The 20455-nt window shown below is 40.9% G+C and carries 24 protein-coding genes; 21 read left to right on the top strand and 3 right to left on the bottom strand.

Features of this window, described 5'->3' with window-relative positions; all coding sequences use genetic code 11:
• Window positions 1-32: 32 nt before the first annotated feature.
• The 17 genes from spoIIM to lysA all read left to right on the top strand — a co-directional run bounded on the left by spoIIM (window position 33) and on the right by lysA (window position 15762).
• Entirely contained in the window at window positions 33-680 is a 648-nt protein-coding gene (gene spoIIM / locus ACIROD_RS04355; RefSeq protein WP_101222476.1) for a stage II sporulation protein M, read from the top strand.
• 119 nt (window positions 681-799) lie between these two features.
• Window positions 800-1258, top strand: a complete 459-nt coding sequence (gene fur, locus ACIROD_RS04350; protein ID WP_101223459.1) for a ferric iron uptake transcriptional regulator — start codon at window positions 800-802, stop codon at window positions 1256-1258.
• A gap of 159 nt (window positions 1259-1417) precedes the next feature.
• On the top strand, window positions 1418-1645 hold the full coding sequence (locus tag ACIROD_RS04345; RefSeq protein ID WP_101223458.1) for a YqzK family protein: 228 nt from the start codon (window positions 1418-1420) through the stop codon (window positions 1643-1645).
• Between the two features lie 5 nt (window positions 1646-1650).
• Complete coding sequence (gene xerD, locus ACIROD_RS04340; protein WP_101222475.1) at window positions 1651-2544, top strand: site-specific tyrosine recombinase XerD; 894 nt, start codon at window positions 1651-1653, stop codon at window positions 2542-2544.
• 284 nt (window positions 2545-2828) lie between these two features.
• Entirely contained in the window at window positions 2829-4031 is a 1203-nt protein-coding gene (deoB, locus tag ACIROD_RS04335) for a phosphopentomutase (RefSeq protein ID WP_101222474.1), read from the top strand.
• Window positions 4032-4844 carry a purine-nucleoside phosphorylase gene (locus ACIROD_RS04330; protein ID WP_101222473.1) on the top strand — a complete coding sequence of 271 codons (813 nt, stop codon included), beginning with the start codon at window positions 4032-4034 and terminating at the stop codon, window positions 4842-4844. It abuts the gene before it with no gap.
• 66 nt (window positions 4845-4910) lie between these two features.
• Window positions 4911-6215 carry a pyrimidine-nucleoside phosphorylase gene (locus ACIROD_RS04325; RefSeq protein WP_101222472.1) on the top strand — a complete coding sequence of 435 codons (1305 nt, stop codon included), beginning with the start codon at window positions 4911-4913 and terminating at the stop codon, window positions 6213-6215.
• 206 nt (window positions 6216-6421) lie between these two features.
• Entirely contained in the window at window positions 6422-7588 is a 1167-nt protein-coding gene (locus ACIROD_RS04320) for a D-alanyl-D-alanine carboxypeptidase family protein (protein WP_402938255.1), read from the top strand.
• Window positions 7589-7719: 131 nt separating this feature from the next.
• Window positions 7720-8070: an anti-sigma F factor antagonist gene (gene spoIIAA / locus ACIROD_RS04315; protein WP_034308142.1), complete on the top strand. Its 351-nt coding sequence runs from the start codon at window positions 7720-7722 to the stop codon at window positions 8068-8070.
• A 1-nt stretch (window position 8071) separates the two neighbouring features.
• Window positions 8072-8512 (top strand): anti-sigma F factor, encoded by a 441-nt coding sequence (gene spoIIAB / locus ACIROD_RS04310; RefSeq protein WP_053346844.1) that lies wholly within the window; start codon window positions 8072-8074, stop codon window positions 8510-8512.
• A 13-nt stretch (window positions 8513-8525) separates the two neighbouring features.
• On the top strand, window positions 8526-9293 hold the full coding sequence (sigF, locus tag ACIROD_RS04305; protein ID WP_101222470.1) for an RNA polymerase sporulation sigma factor SigF: 768 nt from the start codon (window positions 8526-8528) through the stop codon (window positions 9291-9293).
• Between the two features lie 291 nt (window positions 9294-9584).
• Window positions 9585-10874, top strand: a complete 1290-nt coding sequence (locus ACIROD_RS04300; RefSeq protein WP_402940103.1) for an NCS2 family permease — start codon at window positions 9585-9587, stop codon at window positions 10872-10874.
• A gap of 152 nt (window positions 10875-11026) precedes the next feature.
• Window positions 11027-11650 carry a stage V sporulation protein AA gene (locus tag ACIROD_RS04295; protein ID WP_363320591.1) on the top strand — a complete coding sequence of 208 codons (624 nt, stop codon included), beginning with the start codon at window positions 11027-11029 and terminating at the stop codon, window positions 11648-11650.
• Window positions 11640-12062 carry a stage V sporulation protein AB gene (locus ACIROD_RS04290; RefSeq protein WP_034308131.1) on the top strand — a complete coding sequence of 141 codons (423 nt, stop codon included), beginning with the start codon at window positions 11640-11642 and terminating at the stop codon, window positions 12060-12062. The genes ACIROD_RS04295 and ACIROD_RS04290 overlap by 11 nt, the downstream gene beginning before the upstream one ends.
• A gap of 43 nt (window positions 12063-12105) precedes the next feature.
• The gene (gene spoVAEA / locus ACIROD_RS04285) at window positions 12106-12687 is read left to right on the top strand and encodes a stage V sporulation protein SpoVABEA (protein ID WP_057278873.1); all 582 of its coding nucleotides are present in this window, start codon (window positions 12106-12108) and stop codon (window positions 12685-12687) included.
• Window positions 12688-12691: 4 nt separating this feature from the next.
• A complete protein-coding gene (locus ACIROD_RS04280) occupies window positions 12692-14158 on the top strand; it encodes a spore germination protein (protein WP_402940100.1) in 1467 nt (488 codons plus the stop codon).
• 275 nt (window positions 14159-14433) lie between these two features.
• Window positions 14434-15762, top strand: coding sequence for a diaminopimelate decarboxylase (lysA, locus tag ACIROD_RS04275; protein WP_402938249.1), 1329 nt, complete (start codon window positions 14434-14436; stop codon window positions 15760-15762).
• Window positions 15763-15800: 38 nt separating this feature from the next.
• On the opposite strand, the gene ACIROD_RS04270 is transcribed toward lysA, so the two are convergent.
• On the bottom strand, window positions 15801-16670 hold the full coding sequence (locus ACIROD_RS04270) for a DUF1002 domain-containing protein (protein WP_402938246.1): 870 nt from the start codon (window positions 16668-16670) through the stop codon (window positions 15801-15803).
• Window positions 16671-17250: 580 nt separating this feature from the next.
• Here ACIROD_RS04270 and ACIROD_RS04265 point away from each other — a divergent pair.
• Window positions 17251-17595 (top strand): GNAT family N-acetyltransferase, encoded by a 345-nt coding sequence (locus tag ACIROD_RS04265; RefSeq protein WP_101222466.1) that lies wholly within the window; start codon window positions 17251-17253, stop codon window positions 17593-17595.
• A gap of 28 nt (window positions 17596-17623) precedes the next feature.
• Here the strand turns inward: ACIROD_RS04265 and ACIROD_RS04260 are convergent, their stop codons facing one another.
• Both ACIROD_RS04260 and ACIROD_RS04255 read right to left on the bottom strand, forming a co-directional pair.
• A complete protein-coding gene (locus ACIROD_RS04260; protein WP_230176972.1) occupies window positions 17624-18160 on the bottom strand; it encodes a DUF309 domain-containing protein in 537 nt (178 codons plus the stop codon).
• A 166-nt stretch (window positions 18161-18326) separates the two neighbouring features.
• Entirely contained in the window at window positions 18327-18419 is a 93-nt protein-coding gene (locus ACIROD_RS04255; protein ID WP_081108854.1) for a YjcZ family sporulation protein, read from the bottom strand.
• Window positions 18420-18633: 214 nt separating this feature from the next.
• Here ACIROD_RS04255 and ACIROD_RS04250 point away from each other — a divergent pair, with 214 nt between their 5' ends.
• From ACIROD_RS04250 to ACIROD_RS04240, 3 genes are read left to right on the top strand one after another with little or no spacing between them, the layout of a single operon-like run.
• A complete protein-coding gene (locus ACIROD_RS04250) occupies window positions 18634-19401 on the top strand; it encodes a segregation/condensation protein A (RefSeq protein WP_101222464.1) in 768 nt (255 codons plus the stop codon).
• Entirely contained in the window at window positions 19388-19969 is a 582-nt protein-coding gene (gene scpB / locus ACIROD_RS04245) for an SMC-Scp complex subunit ScpB (protein ID WP_230176970.1), read from the top strand. The genes ACIROD_RS04250 and scpB overlap by 14 nt, the downstream gene beginning before the upstream one ends.
• Before the next feature lie 55 nt (window positions 19970-20024).
• On the top strand, window positions 20025-20441 hold the full coding sequence (locus ACIROD_RS04240) for a hypothetical protein (protein WP_402938241.1): 417 nt from the start codon (window positions 20025-20027) through the stop codon (window positions 20439-20441).
• Window positions 20442-20455: the final 14 nt, after the last annotated feature.

The following is a 20455-nucleotide window of genomic DNA, read 5'->3' as shown; positions in this document are numbered from 1 at the left end:
GATTCTAGTAAGCGGAGTTGGGAGGATGAAAGATGAAAAAAAAATCTGTCGTACAAAATGCCGTAATGAAACATATTAACGAACATTCCTCATTATATGTCTTTATCACTGTGCTTTTTTTGATGGGTGTCATTTTTGGGGCAATATTAGTGAATAGTTTGAGCTTTACCCAAAAGGAAGACTTGTTCTATTATTTATCGCAATTTTTCGGACAAGTATCCAAAGGTGAATTTGCCTCTTCGCATGATATGTTCAGCCAAAGTATTATGCATAATATAAAATATATCGGGGTCATCTGGATTCTCGGAATATCGGTCATCGGTTTGCCAGTCATCCTGGTTTTGTTATTTATAAAAGGGATGGTTGTTGGATTCACAGTCGGCTTTTTAGTCAATCAAATGGGATGGAGCGGTTTTTTATTATCGTTTGTCGCTATTTTGCCCCAAAACATATTCATCGTCCCGATATTCATCGTGATAACCGTGCTTGCCGTCTCGCTATCAATGAAAATGATCAGCCGGATTTTCCTAAAGCAGGTTCGTGAACCGCTGAAGCCGATAATTTCACGGTATATTTTCTCATTGATCTTGTCGGGAATATTTTTGATTACAGCTGCTGCATTTGAAGCGTACCTATCCCCTTCTTTAATGAAAAATGTCGTAAGTTTATTGGGTCATTGATTGAAATTTGCCGTTCCCGCAAATTTTTTTATCATTAACAAGAAATCTATTTTGACAGTTTTCCCTCTTTTGATATAATGGATAGGATAGCGGCGCGGGAGGGAATATTAGGTATGGAAATAGAAAACAGAATTGATAGGATAAAAAAGCAGTTACACTCGTCCAGCTACAAATTAACGCCTCAGCGAGAAGCGACCGTCCGCGTTTTACTTGAGCATGAAGAGGATCATTTAAGCGCAGAAGACGTTTACCTCCTTGTCAAAGAAAAGTCGCCGGAAATTGGATTGGCAACAGTTTACCGTACACTAGAGTTGCTGACTGAATTGAAGATAGTAGATAAAATTAACTTTGGAGACGGGGTTTCCCGTTATGATTTAAGACAAGAAGGAGCTGCGCATTTCCATCATCATCTTGTTTGTGTGGAATGTGGTGCGGTAGATGAGATTCAGGAAGACCTACTTGAAGACGTAGAAGACATTGTGGAACGCGACTGGAACTTCAAGATAAAAGACCATAGATTAACCTTTCATGGCATTTGTCATCGATGTCATGACAAAGAAGAAAATAAAGGTGAATGAAGTCGGACCTTTTCCATTTAATGGAGAAGGTTTTCTGCATTTTTAAAACCTATTTTCTCAAGTAAGAGTTGTTTTTGTTTTCTCCTTTCCGAAACACGTATAAAACTTGTCCTGTTGGGCATAGATTGATACAAAGGATCGAATGGGAGGGGAAAGATGATGAAAACATCATTATCGCTTGTTTTGCATACGGCTAAAGTGATGATTCTCTTTGTTAGCTTCACTGTTCTTTTTTATATAGGAATGGTATGGTTAAATCAGGAATATCAAGATTATCATCGTTATGATGAACCGAAAGGCATGGCTGTAAAAGTATCGAAGGCAGTAGATACGGGTGATGATGCATGGCTTGAACGCTTAATGTTGTTTTATTTAAACGGGGAGTAATGAATATGGAGAATCAAATTAGGGATTTCATTCATTTTTTAACCATTGAAAAAGGGCTTGCCAAGAATACGCTCGTTTCGTATGAGCGTGACTTAAGATCATATTGGAGCTTTCTGAAAGAAGCTGAAGCCATCGAAGATTGGAATGATTCACGGCGGGTCAACATCCTGCATTTTCTCGTGCATTTGAAGGATCAAGGGAAATCATCGAAGACGGTGGCGCGTCATATAGCCTCCATTCGGTCTTTTCATCAATTTCTTCTAAGGGAAAAAGTAACCGATCAGGATCCGTCCATACATATAGAAACGCCAAAACCAGAACGAAGTCTTCCAAAGGTATTAAGCATGGAAGAGGTTGAAGCACTATTGGAAGCCCCAAAGAAAATGGATGAATTCGGCTTACGCGATAAGGCGATGCTAGAACTGATGTATGCGACGGGTATGCGTGTCAGTGAGTTGATATCCATGGATGTAAGTGATGTCCATGCATCCATGGGTTTTGTCCGTTGTGTAGGGAAAGGAAATAAAGAGAGAATCATTCCGATTGGCCAAACTGCATTGGGTGCGATTGAACATTATATGGAAAGTTCCCGGGGAAAAATGGCCAGCCCTAAGCACAGGACAGATTCACTTTTTTTGAATCATCATGGAAACAGGCTGACAAGGCAGGGATTTTGGAAAATTCTAAAAAAACTTGTAAAATCGGCACAAATTGAAAAAGAAATTACACCGCATACACTAAGACATTCTTTCGCGACACATCTATTGATGAACGGGGCTGATTTACGTGCCGTCCAAGAAATGCTTGGTCATGCGGATATTTCGACAACTCAAATTTATACACATATTACGAACGTAAGGATCAAGGATGTATATTCAAAATTCCATCCGCGCGCTTAAAAGAATAGTAGAATGATAGAAAGGTTGTGAATTCAACTGCGAAGCGGTTGAAGGAGCAGCCTTTTTATTTCAGTAAGGCTACTGATGATTCTAAAGCATGCTCTAGTGTCAGTTTGTTTAATCCGAAATATATTATTTGTCTCCATCATGGTAATCGTTTACAATGTAGAGAGGTCAGACTTCTGACGTTCTCGCAGTTTCATTTAAAATGAAGAGTAAATGAGCAGAATAAGGGTATTATAGAGAGTATAAAAAGTGATTTACTATTTTAGGAGGAATGACTTATGAAAGGGAATTCAGCATTTAATCGAATATTTGTAATAGTTATGGATTCAGTTGGAATTGGTGAAGCACCTGATGCAGATTTATTCGGTGATAAAGGGGCGGATACACTCGGCCATATCGCAGAAAGAATGAATGGATTGAACATGCCGACTCTCGCAAAATTGGGTTTAGGCAATATCCGTGAAATCAAGGGGATAGAAAAAGCTCAGCAACCTCTCGCATACTATACGAAAATGAAGGAAGCCTCTACAGGAAAAGATACGATGACTGGACATTGGGAAATCATGGGTTTGAACATATCGACTCCATTCCGTGTATTTCCGGATGGTTTCCCGGAATTATTAGTCAATGAACTCGAGGCGAAGATGGGTCGGGGAATTATTGGGAACGTCCCTGCAAGCGGCACGGAAATCATTGAAAGGCTCGGCGAGGAACATATGAAAACGGGTGCGCTGATCGTATATACATCAGCAGATTCCGTATTACAGATTGCTGCACATGAAGACATCGTCCCGATAGACGAATTGTACAAGATTTGTGAAATTGCCCGTGAAGTGACAATGGCTGATGAGTTCAAGGTTGGACGCGTGATTGCCAGACCTTTCACAGGTGAACCAGGAAACTTCAAAAGAACGCCTAATCGTCATGATTATGCATTGAAGCCTTTCAATCGGACAGTAATGGATGAATTGAAAGATTCTGGATATGACGTGCTCGCAATCGGGAAGATCTCGGATATCTTTGATGGGGAAGGCGTCACTGAATCATTAAGGACCGTATCCAATATGGATGGAATGGATAAATTAATCCAAACGGTGGAACAGGATTTTAAAGGGTTAAGTTTCCTTAATCTAGTCGACTTCGATGCTTTATACGGTCACCGCCGCGATCCAGAGGGATACGGAAAGGCATTGGAAGAATTCGATGCTAGGATGCCGGAAGTCCTTGATAAACTGAAAGAGGATGATTTATTGATCATCACTGCCGATCACGGGAATGATCCGGTCCATGAAGGAACCGATCATACACGTGAATATGTACCTTTATTAGTCTATTCCAAACGATTTACAGAAGGTGCCGAACTCCCGATAAGAGATACATTTGCTGATATCGGGGCGACGGTCGCTGCTAACTTTGATGTGAAAATGCCTGCCTACGGGAAAAATATATTGGGCGATCTAAATTTAGGGGAGATTAAATAGATGTTTAATAAAATAGAAACTGCTGCGTCATTCATAAAAAGTAAAATTGAAGGCTCTCCGGAGATAGGCCTGATTCTTGGTTCCGGACTTGGAGTATTGGCAGATGAAATTGAAAATCCCATTACGATTCCATACCACGAAATCCCGGAATTCCCGGTATCGACTGTTGAAGGACACGCTGGACAGCTTGTCATTGGACAATTAAGTGGCAAAAAAGTTGTAGCCATGCAAGGGCGTTTCCACTTTTATGAGGGTTACTCCATGGAGAAGGTCACTTTTCCTGTACGTGTAATGAAACTTCTTGGTGTTAAGCAGTTAATTGTAACGAATGCTGCCGGAAGCGTTAATGAAAGCTATGAACCAGGTGACTTGATGCTCATTACGGATCATATTAATTTAATGGGGGCAAACCCATTGATTGGTCCTAATGAAGAGCGTTTCGGTCCTAGATTCCCTGATATGTCGGAAGCTTATAATAAAGACCTTCGGTCACAAGCGAAAAAAATAGCAGCTTCACTAGGATTGGATATTAAAGAAGGTGTCTATATCGGGAATACAGGACCGACCTATGAGACACCTGCAGAAGTGAAAATGGCACGGATCCTTGGCGGGGATGCAGTTGGTATGTCAACAGTTCCGGAAGTTATCGTAGCAAGGCATAGCGATATGAAAGTGCTCGGAATCTCATGCCTTACCAATATGGCCGCAGGCATTCTGGATCAGCCTTTGTCGCATGAAGAGGTAATTGAAACGACGGAAAAAGTGAAAAGCAGCTTTCTGGAATTTGTTAAGCACATCGTTAAAGACATATAAAACGGACCAAAAAATACAAGTACACCTAAAGAGAAGCGGTGTCCTTAAAAAAGTGGGGATTCTAATATGAGAATGGTAGATTTAATCGAGAAAAAGCGTGATGGAAAGGCTCTTACTACAGAAGAAATACAGTTCATCATCAAAGGGTTTACCGACGGATCGATTCCGGATTACCAAATGAGCGCTTGGTCAATGGCTGTTTATTTCAAAGGCATGAATGAGCAGGAACGTGCTGATTTAACCATGGCAATGGTCGAATCAGGAGATCAAATTGATTTATCGATGATTGAAGGAATTAAGGTCGATAAACATTCAACAGGCGGTGTTGGTGATACGACAACATTAGTGCTTGGGCCATTGGTTGCTGCTGTAGGTGTTCCAGTGGCAAAGATGTCAGGACGCGGTCTTGGCCATACAGGCGGAACGATCGATAAGTTGGAGTCTGTAAAGGGATTTCATGTCGAAATAGAAAACGACGAGTTCATACGACTTGTTAATAAAAATAAGATAGCTGTCATTGGACAAAGTGGTAACCTGACTCCAGCCGACAAAAAGCTATATGCATTGCGTGATGTTACGGCTACCGTTAACAGTATCGGTTTGATTGCTGGCTCGATCATGAGTAAGAAAATCGCAGCTGGTGCTGATGCAATCGTACTTGATGTTAAAACGGGAGCGGGCGCTTTCATGAAAACGCTTGAAGATTCCGAAGAGTTGGCGCATGCAATGGTTAGCATCGGAAACAATGTAGGGCGAAATACGATGGCTGTCATTTCCGATATGAGCCAACCGTTGGGTTACGCAATCGGAAATGCTTTAGAAGTGAAGGAAGCCATCGATACACTTAAAGGAGAAGGACCGGAAGATTTAACGGAACTTTCTTTAACACTAGGAAGCCATATGGTATACCTTGCCAAAAAGGCAAGTTCTCTGAAGGAAGCAAGAACCTTGCTGGAAAATGCGATTAAGGATGGTTCTGCACTTAACTCATTCAAGGTTTTCCTAGAAGCGCAGGGAGGCGATGGTTCGGTTGTGGATCAGCCGGAAAAACTGCCGCAGGCTGCCCATACTTTCGAGCTGGAAGCGAAAGAGGACGGATATGTATCGGAGATCATCGCTGATGAAGTAGGAACGGCAGCCATGCTGTTAGGTGCCGGGCGGGCGACTAAGGAATCAGAGATTGATTTGGCAGTCGGACTGGTACTTCGTAAAAAAATAGGGGAAACCGTGGCAAAAGGTGAATCCCTTGTGACGATTTACAGCAACTTTGAAGATGTTTCAAAGGTAAAAGAAAAATTGTATGAAAGCATTGCGATTTCAAAAGAGAAAGTAGAAAAACCTACATTGATCTATAAAGAGATCATGGAATAAATATTTTCCAAAAAAGGCCGCGCTTTTGCGTGGCCTTTTTACGTTTATTTCATTGAATGTTTAAAAGAGGATGCCCATGCGCATCCTCTTTTAATTTGGTTCACTTCGTTACCCTATATCCAGTATATGTTCAAAATTCATCTTTATTTGTATAAAAATGGGTTTAATGGAAAAAATAAATCCTATAAAGATTGGAGGGTATGGAGATGAAGCGGATTCTTTCTCTATTTTTAACCGTATTGGTAGCAATGGGTTTTAGCATCCCACATACAAAAGCAGCTGAGGAAAAAGGAGTCGAATTGGCGGCAAATGCTAAATCGGCTATTTTGATTGAACGGGATACAGGTACTGTTCTCTATGATAAAAATGCAGACGTTCGTCTTTCGCCGGCAAGCATGACGAAAATCATGACAATGCTGCTGATCATGGAAGCGATCGATAAAGGCGAACTTAGCATGAAGGAGAAAATCAGGACTAGTGAGTATGCAGCATCAATGGGCGGTTCCCAGATCTTCCTCGAGCCAGGTGAAGAAATGACCACAGAACAAATGCTCAAGGGCATCTCGATTGGTTCGGCGAATGATGCATCGGTGGCGATGGCAGAACGTCTAGCTGGATCGGAAGAAGAGTTTGTTAGGAAAATGAACAAAAAGGCGAAAGACCTCGGGTTGAAAAATACAAAGTTCCAAAACGCAACAGGCCTTCCTGTTAAAGATCATTACAGTTCGGCACATGATATGTCGATCATGGCGAAGGAATTATTGAAATACGATACGATTACAAGGTTCACGGGTACATATGAAGATTATCTCCGTGAAAATACCGAAAAGAAATTCTGGCTAGTCAACACGAACAGATTAGTGAAATTTTACCCTGGGGTCGATGGACTGAAGACAGGATTCACAAATGAAGCGAAGTATTGTTTGACAGCGACCGCAAAAAAAGGGAATATGCGTGTCATTGCCGTCGTTTTCGGAGCCGTTTCTCCTAAGGAACGAAATGCTCAGGTCACAAAGATGTTAGATTATGCATTTTCACAATATATCACATACCCGATTTATAAACGCGGCGAGGTGTTAGGTGAAGCAAAGGTAAGTAAAGGCGACAAGAAATCGGTGGTGGGTGTGACAAGTGAACCTATTTCAGTTTTGACAGCCAAAAATGGAACGGCAAAGGACTTTACAAAAAAAATCACGCTTGATAAAGATTTGGATGCCCCGATTAAAAAAGGTGATGAAATTGGTACGCTTGAATTGAAGAAAAACGGCAAGGTGTATGTCGAATCTCCGATTGTTGCGAAGGAAACTGTTGAAAATGCCAGCTGGTGGCAATTGTATAAACGGGCTTTCGGCATGTTTACCCAAGCGAAATAGAATAAATTGTCGCAATGCCTGTTAATCGTACTAATTTAGGCGAAACTCCACTAGTTTTGCTAGTAAGGAGGAATCGGCAGGTGAAAAAGAGAATTTGACTCTTTATAAGACAGTGAAGGAGGCTGTATATAATGAGTCTTACGATTAATATGGAGGCGAAAAATCGCGTATTGTGCATTCGTCTCAAAGGTGATTTAGATCATCATACAGCAGAAAAATTGAAAAACCAGGCAGAGGCAGCCATTCAAAAGCATAATATCAAACATATCATCCTTAACATGGAAGAATTGGATTTTATGGACAGTTCAGGGCTTGGAGTTATTTTAGGGCGCTATAAGCAGGTGAATAAAAAGCAAGGTGAAATGGTAGTATGTGCAATTTCTCCGGCAGTAAAGCGGTTATTTGAGATGTCAGGGTTGTTTAAAATTGTTAAAATGGAACTATCCGAAAAAAACGCTTTGCAAAGACTGGGGGTTGCCTAAAATGAAAAATAAAATGGAAACGAAATTTTCTGCACTTAGCCAAAATGAATCTTTTGCCAGGGTAACTGTTGCGGCTTTCATTGCCCAATTGGACCCGACGATGGATGAATTGACAGAGATCAAGACTGTCGTGTCAGAAGCCGTTACGAATTCGATTATCCATGGGTATGAGAGTGACCCGGAAGGTTGGGTATACATTTCAGTGATCATCGAAGGCGATACTGTGGAATTGACCATCCGGGATGAGGGACTGGGCATTGAAGACGTCGAGGAGGCTAAACAGCCGTTATTTACGACAAAACCCGAACTTGAACGTTCCGGAATGGGATTCACCATCATGGAAAACTTCATGGATGAAATCAATATAATTTCCCATAAGGGCGAAGGCACGATCATTCGATTAAAAAAGCACTTAACTACAAGCAGAGCTTTGTGCAATTAAGGGAGACTTGCATATGGATGTGGAGGTTAAAAACGAGAAGGGCAAGAAAGGCCAGCCCCATTTAAAAGATGAGGAATTGCGGAATTTAATCCAACGCAGCCAGAGCGGTGACCAAGATGCGAGAAATCTGATTGTCAACAGCAATCTGAGGCTTGTATGGTCAGTAGTGCAAAGATTCCTCAATCGAGGTTACGAACCGGATGACCTTTATCAAATAGGCTGTATTGGTCTGTTAAAGTCCGTGGATAAATTTGACTTATCGTTTGAAGTGAAATTCTCAACGTATGCTGTGCCTATGATCATTGGTGAAATCCAACGTTTTATCCGTGATGACGGAACGGTTAAAGTAAGCCGGTCATTAAAGGAAATGGCGAATAAAATTCGCAGGGCCAAAGAGGAGCTTTCAAAGACGTATGGCCGAGTTCCGACTGTCAATGAATTGGCGGAACATCTAGAGCTGTCGCCAGAGGAAATCATCATGGCCCAAGAAGCTAGCAGGAGCCCTTCATCCATCCATGAAACGGTTTACGAAAATGATGGAGATCCGATTACTCTTCTTGACCAGATTGCCGACAATAATGAAACCTCCTGGTTCGATCAAATTGCTTTGAAAGAAGCCATACAAGAATTGAATGAACGTGAAAGGCTGATTGTTTTCCTGAGGTATTATAAAGATCAGACGCAATCGGAAGTGGCGGCAAGGCTTGGTATCTCCCAAGTCCAGGTGTCAAGGCTGGAAAAGAAGATTCTTCAGCAAATGAAAAACCACATGAATCAATGATTCATGTGGTTTTTCATTGAGCTTGAAAATAAATGATTGATTTTAGGAAAAAGTAAAAGTGGTTCTTATCAAGTAGAATGAAAATATGAGCGGGGTCGAATTTTTTAGTTGAATTTAGGATTAAAAACGAATATTATAGTAAAGGTCGCGTTTTTCATTCGTTTTTTTAGCTTTCTTTTAATCAATATTGATTAGGAAAAACGTTGATGCAGTACAATATTAGGACACCTTGTCTTTTCGTGCAAACGGTTGTCGGTGTTTCCTTTAGATCTGGAGGTCTAAAATATGTTTATGGAAAAGTTTTTCTCCCTGAAAGAAAATGGGACGGATGTCCGTACAGAAGTCATGGCGGGTGTTACGACATTTTTAACTATGGTTTATATCCTAATCGTGAATCCGGCTTTATTGTCTTCAATCGGAATACCATTTGAGCAAGTTTTCATGGCAACGGTCATATCAGCGGTGATCGGTACCCTTATCATGGGACTCGTTGCAAAATACCCGATTGCGATAGCACCAGGGATGGGTTTGAATGCGTATTTTGCCAGCGTAGTGGGTGCTCAGGGTCTTTCATACCAGACCGTATTCGGTACGGTTTTCATTGCTGGTTTGCTATTTCTGCTAATTAGCGTGACAAGCTTGCGTAAAATGATAATTGATGCGATTCCTAATTCATTAAAATATGGCATCACATCAGGAATTGGTTTATTCATTGCGTTTATCGGATTAAAAAATGCTGGAATCGTAGTTCCTAATGAATCAACTATGGTGACGCTTGGCGATTTGCATCACCCTGGAACCGTTTTAGCATTAGCAGGCTTATTCATTACCTTGATTTTTATGGCCCGTAATATTAAAGGGGCAATTTTCATTGGTATGATCGTTACGGCAATCATTGGCTACTTTATCGGTTTGCTCAACTTCGATGGGGTCTTATCTGTACCTCCAACACCGGTATTTTTTGATATCGATATTGCCGGGGTCTTCACGAATTCTTTATATTCAATTGTTTTCGCCTTTTTACTTGTGACGATTTTTGATACGACAGGAACCTTGATTGGCGTGACGGAACAGGCAGGACTAACGAAGGATGGGAAAATCCCCCGTGCCAAGAAAGCCTTTTTAGGTGATGCGATTGCGACGACAGTCGGCTCGATGTTTGGTACAAGCCCTTCGACTGCCTATGTTGAATCAAGTACGGGAGTGGCTGCTGGCGGACGTACGGGATTAACCTCTACAGTCGTGGCAATCTTGTTTGCTGCATCGATTTTCTTTTCTCCATTGATATCGGCAATTTCTTCAGTTCAAGCAATCACAGCTCCTGTTTTGATCATCGTGGGATGTTTCATGATGGAAGGGCTGGCAAAAGTCAATTGGAAAATTTTCGATGAGGCATTTCCTGCATTTGCGATCATTTTAACGATGCCTCTTACTTCAAGTATATCTACAGGCATTGCAATCGGGTTCATTACTTATCCCCTTATGAAGGTATTTAGTGGAAAAGGAAAATCCGTACATCCGCTCATTTATATTTTTGGATTGATATTTTTGGTTCAGCTGATTTTCTTCCCCACTCATTAAAGTATGAATCTAAATCAAAAAGACATGCTGTCATTGCAGCATGTCTTTTTTTGTTTTCAAATTAGTAATATATGGACATGGTTCACTTCCTGCATTTTCAAACTGCTTCCAATCCATACTACTAGCATAAGGAAATAAAAGGTCGGGATGTGATGATAGTGGCAGTTGTATATATCAGGATGAGGAACCGTGTACAAGTAAAGGGAAATCAAACGGTGAGGATAAAAGATATTGCAAGGATAATCGGACCTGAAGAAGTGATCACCTTAATTGAAGAAATCATATTATTAACGGTCAAGAAGGAAGATAGGAATATTATAGTCATTGATTTGGCTCAAGTTATCATGGCCATCCGCAAGGTGGATTCGACTATTGAAGTGGAGACATTCGGGCCATCTCAAACGATCATCGAAATCATCCTCTCGAAAAAGAAAATGTCATACCTGACATTCGCCTTAGTTTGGTTTTTATTATTTGTCGGCGGCGGAATGACGATAATGAATTTTCATGTGGATGTCAGCATGGGGGAAGTGCATCAAAAAATCTTTACTATAATAACGGGAAAAGTGGATGATAAGCCGTTATTGATTCAAATCCCATATAGCTTCGGCCTTGGTATGGGCATGATTCTATTTTTTAATCACTTCTTTAAAAAACGCTTCAATGAGGAACCTAGTCCGCTCGAGGTTGAAATGTTCAACTATCAGCAGGATTTGGACCGTTATGTAATCATGAATGAAAATAAGGAAAACGTGCGCCACCTTGATGACCGGTAAAATCATCTTCGGAATCTTTGTCGGTTTAGCTGGGGGTTTTGCGACAGGTGCCGGTTTTGTAGCGTTTTTAACTGTACTTGGGGTGATTCCAAGGCTGACTCAGCTGACAAAAACAATGAAAATGATACATTACTACGAAGGAGCCATCATTGCCGGAGTTGTCGCAGGAACATGGTTAGGATTACAGGAAACGGAACTTTCCCTCCCGCATTTTTTATTAATTCCGATCGGTTTGGCTGACGGGATATTTAATGGGATGCTTGCGGCAGCCTTAACTGAAGTCCTGAATGTATTTCCGGTTCTTTCAAAACGAATCGGAATTCAAGAGAAGATCATATATCTGTTAATGGCACTCGTATTGGGAAAAATAGCCGGATCATTATTCCAATGGATTTATTTTGTCGATTTATAAGTGTAAGAGGTAACTATTCCTGATGATGAAAGGTAGGCCCAAGATGGTGACCAAACGAAAAGTGATATTGATTACGGATGGAGATGAGTATGCGAAACGGGCTGTCGAGCATGTAGCCAAGGAAATAGGGGGAAGATGTATCTCCATGTCCCAAGGTAATCCATCACGATATACGGGCTTGGAGTTAGTTGAATTAATAAAAAAGGCGAAGTATGATCCTGTATTGGTCATGTTTGATGATAGCGGTTTTATAGGAGAAGGATCAGGCGAACAGGCAATGAAGGTAGTTGCCGGACATCCTGATATTGATGTCCTTGGCGTGATAGCGGTCGCTTCAAAGACTAGAAGGGAAGAATGGACCAAGGTGGATATCTGTATTGACCGTGATGGTAATTTGACACCGAACGGGGTTGATAAATACGGCGCCGAGGAATTTGAACTGGGCAAGATAACAGGAGATACGGTTTATTGCATCGATCAATTACATGTTCCCATCGTAGTTGGGATAGGGGATATTGGAAAAATGTCCCATCAGGACGATTTTAAAAGAGGAGCACCGATAACGAAGCTAGCGGTGGAAATCATATTGGAAAGGAGTGGTCATGATGACTTCAGAAAAACCTGAAAACATGATGCCGATTCCGAGTAGGGTAGCGGAAGTTGACGCATACATGGAAGAGAAAGTGGGTCTAGGCGTCAGCTTCGACTTAGGAGTAAGAAAGATAAAGGTCTATAGAAAAGATGTGCATATTTACTATATAAACGGGCTGACGGATACAGAGTACATCATTGATATCCTCGATTCTCTTATTCATAACAAAAATGCCGATATCGTGTCTACTAAAGTTTTTGATGTAGTCAAAGACTTACTCGTACACCAATCCGTTCAGGAAATAAAGACGATGGATGAGCTTGTTGATCAGGTATTATCCGGTTTAATCGTCGTTGTTGTTGATGGTAAACCAATAGGATTGGTTGTGGATGTCAGGAGTTATCCTGGGAGACAGCCAGTAGAACCCGATACGGAAAAAGTCGTCCGTGGATCAAGGGATGGTTTTGTCGAGAATATCATCATTAACACAGCGATAACCAGACGGAGAATCCGGGATGAAAGATTACGTTTCGAAATGCTGCATGTAGGGGAACGATCGAAATCGGATATATCCATCGGCTACATTAAAGATATTGCCGATCCCGATTTAATAGAAATCGTTCGTAAGGAATTGAATAGTATTGAGGTTGATGGAATAACGATGTCTGATAAAACGATCGAAGAGTTCATCGTCAATCAAAAGTATAATCCATACCCGCTTGTCAGATACACGGAACGGGCTGATGTGGCGGCAACGCATTTGCTTGAGGGGCATGTCCTTATTTATGTGGATACTTCACCGAGTGTCATCATTACCCCGTCCACTCTTTTCCATCACATGCAACACGCTGAGGAGTATCGGCAGGCACCTGCCGTTGGGACCTTGGTGCGCTGGGTCCGGTTTCTCGGGATCTTTGTTTCGTTATTCTTGCTGCCGATTTGGTTATTGTTTTGTTTAGAGCCTTCCCTTCTGCCGGAAAAGTTCGAGTATATCGGACCGAATGAAAAAACGCATATACCCATTGTAGTCCAAATCTTCATATCCGATATTGGGATAGAATTTCTAAGGATGGCAGCCGTTCATACTCCGACCCCGCTTTCAACGGCGATGGGCTTGGTTGCGGCAGTTTTGATAGGGCAAATAGCGATAGATGTTGGCCTCTTTGTTCCTGAAGTGGTTCTCTACGCTTCAGTGGCTACAATCGGTACATTTGTCACTCCGAGTTTAGAACTAGGGGTTGCGAATAAAATTTCCCGTTTGGCACTGCTAGTTTTGGTCGCTATATTTAAAGTGCCTGGCCTAGTCATAGGCATCACGCTCTACATTATTATGCTTACTAGCATAAAAACGTTAAATACACCTTATTTATGGCCGCTTCTACCGTTTCAGCCGAAAGCCTTGTCACATATAATATTTAGAAGACCTTATCCAGGTTCTATAGAACGTCCGAGTATTGTACATCCCCAGGATTTATATAGGCAGCCAAGAAAATCTAAAGGTTGATGTTGTCGAAAAGTTGTGGTAATTTAATTTTATTCGGATAAAGCGGTAAAGTTAGGATTCACAAAGAGATAAAGCTACTATGACTCTTTGGAGTTTAAACCAATCTGTCTTTCCCTTCGAACTACTAAGCAGTCATAGAGGACAATATTTACATGGGATAATCGATTAGGATGAGGCTTGTTCATATAGAGAACCTTTTACAGCAGGGTTTCTTTATTTGAGGCTGCCTCATTTCTTATTAATCTTTAGTTTTAAGTCAGGAAGGTGAGGCTATCATGCATTTGTACGGAACCAGTGGTGTCAATGAACGTGGACATCTGGAGATTGGCGGAGTGGACACGATCGAATTGATCGAACAATTTGGCACACCATTATATGTTTATGATGTAGAGCTAATTCGCGAACGGGCAAGAGGGTTTAAGAGAACTTTTGAGGAATTGGGGATTTCGGCTCAAGTTGCTTACGCAAGTAAGGCCTTTTCTTCGATTGCCATGATCCAGTTGGCTGAGCAAGAAGGACTTTCTCTCGATGTTGTCTCAGCAGGGGAATTGTATACGGCAATTAAGGCAAATTTCCCAACAGAACGGATTCACTTTCATGGAAATAACAAAAGTGAAGAAGAGCTACATATGGCTTTGGATTATGACATTGGCTGTATAGTAGTCGATAATTTTTCAGAGTTGACACTGTTGGAAGAAATTTGTACAAACCGTGAACAAAAGGTGAAAATCCTTCTTCGTGTAACACCGGGTATTGAAGCCCATACGCATGATTATATTTTGACAGGGCAAGAAGATTCGAAATTTGGTTTTGATCTTATTAATGGCCAGGCCGAAGCAGCCCTTAGGCAAGCGCTGCAAAGTGAATTCCTGGAAGTTCTAGGGCTGCACTGCCATATAGGTTCCCAGATCTTTCAAACGACAGGTTTCCTTCTCGCGGCCCAAAAAATTATTGGCAAGCTGAATGATTGGCACGATTCGGTAGGGTATCAACCAAAGGTATTGAATCTTGGAGGGGGATTCGGGATTCGATATACACAAGAGGATGATCCGCTACCGGCGTCTCAATATGTTGAGGAAATCGTTAGGGAAGTGCAGAACCTGATTGCTGATTCCGATTTAGTTATGCCTGAAATCTGGATTGAACCTGGCCGTTCTTTAGTCGGAGATGCCGGTGTGACGTTGTACAAGGTCGGTTCTGAAAAGGAAGTTCCTAATGTCCGTAAATATATTGCCGTTGATGGGGGAATGAGTGATAATATACGTCCAGCTCTTTATGAGGCGAAGTATGATGCAATTCTGGCAAACCGGCCGCTTGACCCTGTAGAAGAGACAGTGTCCATTGCCGGGAAATGCTGTGAAAGCGGAGATATGCTGATTTGGGATTTACCATTGCCAAAAGCCGGCCGCGGTGATGTTTTGGCGGTATTTTGTACAGGGGCATATGGGTATTCCATGTCGAATAATTACAATCGGATTCCGAGACCGGCAGTCGTCTTTGCCGAAAATGGAGAAGCCCGGTTGGTCATCAAACGCGAGACGTACGAAGATCTTATCCATTTGGATTTGGCCCTTCATGAAGAGGCAGTCGTCAATAAAGAATAGAAAAAAGGATGGCATTGGCCATCCTTTTTTTATTGGAGTCAACTGAAAAGTGACTTGATCGCGTCTATTAAACTACTGAAGACTTCTTTCAATTTATCCAGAAATGATTGACCCTCTTCGGATTCAAGAAAATTGGAAAGCTTATCTTTAGCTGCAGTAAGCTGATCACCGACAGCGTTCCAATCAATATCCAATTCTTTTAGTTTATTGAATAAATCAATTAAACTTTGGACTTGAGCATCATTTAAGGTGATTCCAAGGTCTTTTGCTGAAGACTCGACAACCTCGCGGACCTCCTCAGTATTGGCTGGTGGATTTGCAGCCATTTCCTCTTTGATTTTCGTTACAAGTGCAGAGGCTTCTTCTGTACCGATTTCGTCACCCAATTTTGCTGTTTTCACCATTTCTTCATTCGCTGCCTGTTTCACATTTTCAGGAATCTTCTTATCGGCAGAGATTTCATAGGCTTTAATGACCCCTGTCAAAGCCGCTGTACCGGAGACGGGTATTGGCGCTGTGACATAAACGGTAGCATCCTTTACTCCAGCTGTTGCCAATGCATTGATATACATTTCATCGGAAACCCAGTTAATGTTTTTCGACTCCAATTTAAGTCCGGTCCCTTTTTCCTCCAAAGTAATCGCAGAAGATGAAATCGCTTTTGTACCGATCAGACGGCTAGCAATATAGTCTCCTAAGTATTCATGTTCCTCCGCATTTGTAACCGTAAGGACCTCAACATCATTAGGTGCTTTCATTTCTGATAAAATCATATTTTTTTGTTCATTCGTCAGATTCTCACCAAGTGTGACGATCATTTCACCAACAGCTGCATCTGCAAAAGCCTTATATGGCAATAATAGGCATAATAAAATGGTTACAATGACCCATTTATTCATTTTTTTCATGATAATCCTCCTTAACTTTTCCTGCTGAATTGGGAATCTTTCAATAAAAGGGCGGCACTTTAAATCAGATTCATAGTATTTGACGAAACAAAGGATAAAAAAGATACATATTTTCTAGAAAAAATTTATATAGCCCAAGATAGCTACGTTTTTTTAACGAAAAAGTTTGGTGTATCTTTGTCTTTTATACCTAAGAGGGCATTCTATGAACCTAGATCACTTTACCAATGTAGTAAAATCGAAGCAAGATTGCAAGGATATTTGTCAGATTGTGTTAAGTTATAGTAGAATGAATTCGTTATTTAAATATTTGGACCATTCATAAAGGGAGTATGGGATGAGGAAAAGTAATAAGACTCTTTTACTTATGATGCTTATTATCGCTTTGATGTGGGGAATCGTTTACTGGCTGTTTATCGCTTAGCACATAGCACATCGATAAATCAAGTGCTGAAAGTGATGTTGAAACGAACGAGGTTTTTATGTATGATGTAAATGTTATATGTGAGGATTATTATTCAAAGCAAATTAATTGGAAACAGGAAGATAATAAAAACGTTATTTAGTAACGAGGGATATTATGTTGATTAAGTATAAGAAAAGTTATGAGAAGTTTGCCATGGGATTATTATCTTTCATGCCAAATGAAAAAGAGATAAAAACACTTCGGAATACGATGAAGAATTATGAAACGGATGAAAATCTACAGCTGTTCTTATGGAAAGATGAAGAGATTACGGGCTTGATCGGAATAGAAGTCTCTCCAAACCACATTGAGATACAACATATATCTGTAAATCCATCCTTCCGGAAGCAAGGTATCGGTAAAACGATGGTCAGGGCCATCAAGGAGCAATATCCTGACAAAGAATTAAAAGCAAATGAGTTTACCGAAAGCTTTCTTGACAGATGTGAAGAATTCTGAATATGAAAGCTGGAAAGGAGGACCACCTTTAAGGGCGGTCCTCCTTTCTTGTTTTTCGAAGGGATAGCTGCCGAGCCCTTTCAGAAATGACATCCGAACGGTCACGCATTAGATGCTTATCGACTATGGAGGAATTAGCCATGTCGCTGTCTGCACCCCATATGTACCCTTCTTGCAAACACATGGTCTGGCAAATTTCGATCAAGCCTTGATCCGCAATAGGCAGATTAATGCTTTCATATGGCTTTTGAGATAACATTCGCTCATGTGTGTCCTCGAGCAATTTGTACAGTCGTTCTGGATCGAGTCCCAACTCCAGGAGCTCGGCCTTTTTATGGTGGAGATTTGATAGGGCTTTAGACAGGGTCCTTGCAGCCCCTTTTTTGTTTCCCCTACGATCATGATACAGGGCAACCGCAATTTGAATGAGCCCGACCCAATGAGAGTCACGCTCTTTTGGTGCGGTTTCTTTCCAATATTCTTCAAGAATTTCATGACATTCGAAGTAATCCCTAGTCCCATGGAAATGGACTAGGAAAGAAAGGTAGTCTTCCGCGTAATTCAATAGGAGCACCCCTTTTGTTTGATGGAATTATCTAAGGTAAGGCAAATAACATTTTCTTATAGCCTAACACCCACTATGTATACTCACCAAGTTTAGCATAGAATTTTTTCTTGGAAAATAAAGAAAGCCGATTGCAAGGCAATCAGCTTGATTCATCAGCCTTCATTTAACACCAAGAAGCACCGACGATAACTAATAAAATGAACAATACTACAATAAACGCGAATCCGCCGCCGTGTCCAAAACCACCTGCACCCATAATGAGTACCTCCTTTGTTCTGCTATTCTTACATTTCTAGGTTATGTTGGATTTCGGAATGTGATTGGGCATCAACCCATTTGTCGGAAATCCATTAAAGAACTTTTCTGAGGACAGTAAATTATTATTTGGATAAAGGGCGGCAATCCACTATACTTGATAAGTAAAAGAAATAGGCCTTTATCGGCCAATTAGATTTAAATGAGGTAATTTAATGGGTTATAATATTAAAATTGACGCTTTCGAAGGTCCGATGGATTTACTCCTGCATTTGATTAATCGCCTGGAAATAGACATCTATGATATTCCGATGGCTGACATAACAGATCAATACCTAGGGTACATCCATACGATGCAGCATCTGGAATTGGATGTGGCCAGCGAATATCTGGTGATGGCTGCAACTCTGCTTGCCATCAAGAGTAAAATGTTGCTTCCAAAGCATGAAGATGAACAATTGATTGATGAAGATGGGGAAATATTTGAGGAAGATCCACGGGACGAGCTTGTGGAAAAACTATTAGAATATAAAAAGTATAAATATGCAGCCGAAGAATTTAAAGGGATGGAAGAAGAACGCAGCTTGCTGTTCACTAAACCCCCAAGTGATTTATCTGTTTATGTTAAAGAAGCGGAAAGTGATAAACAAGAGTTGAATATAAGTCTATATGATATGTTGGGTGCTCTGCAAAAACTGCTGCGAAGGCAAAAAATTCAAAAGCCGCTATACACGAAAGTAACGAAACAAGAGATATCGATCGAGAAACGAATGGATGAAATCATGATTGAGTTACAATCAATAAAAGGGAAGAAAAGTTTTTTTGAACTGTTTTCGCTCCCGGTTAAGGAGCATATCGTCATCACTTTCATGGCGGTGCTGGAACTGATGAAACTAAATGAAATCATCGTTGAACAGGAAGATAACTTTTCGGAAATCATGATTGCTGCTAAGGAAGGTGTAGAACCAGTTGGAAGTTATTAATTGGAAAGGGATTCTTGAGGCATTATTGTTTGCTGCCGGAGATGAAGGGCTCTCCGTCAAACAAATTGCCTCTGTCCTGGAAATTACGGAATATCAAGCAACGGACATCGTTGAAAGTTTGAAGGAAGAATATATATCTGATGTACGCGGGATTCAGGTGATCGAAATAGCGGGTGTTTATCAAATGACGACAAAGAAAGAGCACTCGGATTACTTGAAAAGACTAGTGGAAACATCAAGCACTCAAGGCTTGTCCCAGGCTGCCTTGGAAACACTCGCAATCATTGCCTATAAGCAGCCGATTACCAGAGCGGAAATTGATGAAATTCGGGGAGTGAAAACGGAACGCCCCATTCATACACTTGTCACTAAAGTCTTAATAAAAGAGGTCGGCCGTGCTGAAGGCTCCGGCCGGGCTTATTTATATGGGACAACAAAAGAGTTTTTGGATTACTTCGGCCTGAATTCCATAGAAGAATTACCGCCACTAGCCGATAATTCGGATGATAGCTTTGAAAATGGTGAAGCCGATCTGTTTTTTGAAAAATTTCAGCAAACAATCGAATAACATTTTTCTTTAAATTGTGATAATATAGAAAAAAATGAATGCGGGGGGATTGCGGGTGCAAATTGTAGCATGCAATGGATTTGGGCTTGAAAAGTCAAAGTCAAATTCACCTGAGGATTTTTTTAATCGATCCGTTATACAATACATAAAGGATGGAGAAGAAAAGACGCTGAATGTACTGTATCTTCGCTATTTTGATGAGATGGTCACTCGTTGGACCCCATATCCCGCCAATCCCATATTCAAAAGCCCTAACAGGGATATTTATATGGCTGATATCATTGCCATTGTCTGTTTACTCAAGGACCCGAGCCTGGTTAACCGAAAACGTATATATATAAATGCAGAAAAAGAGCTGGCTGGTTATTTCGAAAATATGGATTTTGAAAAATTGGAGAAAGTGTTTATATCTATTGACCAAGCTAAACCATATGATATAGAATCACATGTTGACTATTATATTCAATCTTAATCATTTTGAGGAGG

The sequence above is a fragment of the Peribacillus sp. NPDC101481 genome (genome assembly GCF_044767165.1).
Classification (GTDB): domain Bacteria; phylum Bacillota; class Bacilli; order Bacillales; family DSM-1321; genus Peribacillus.
This window is presented reverse-complemented; position numbering and strand designations above follow the sequence as displayed.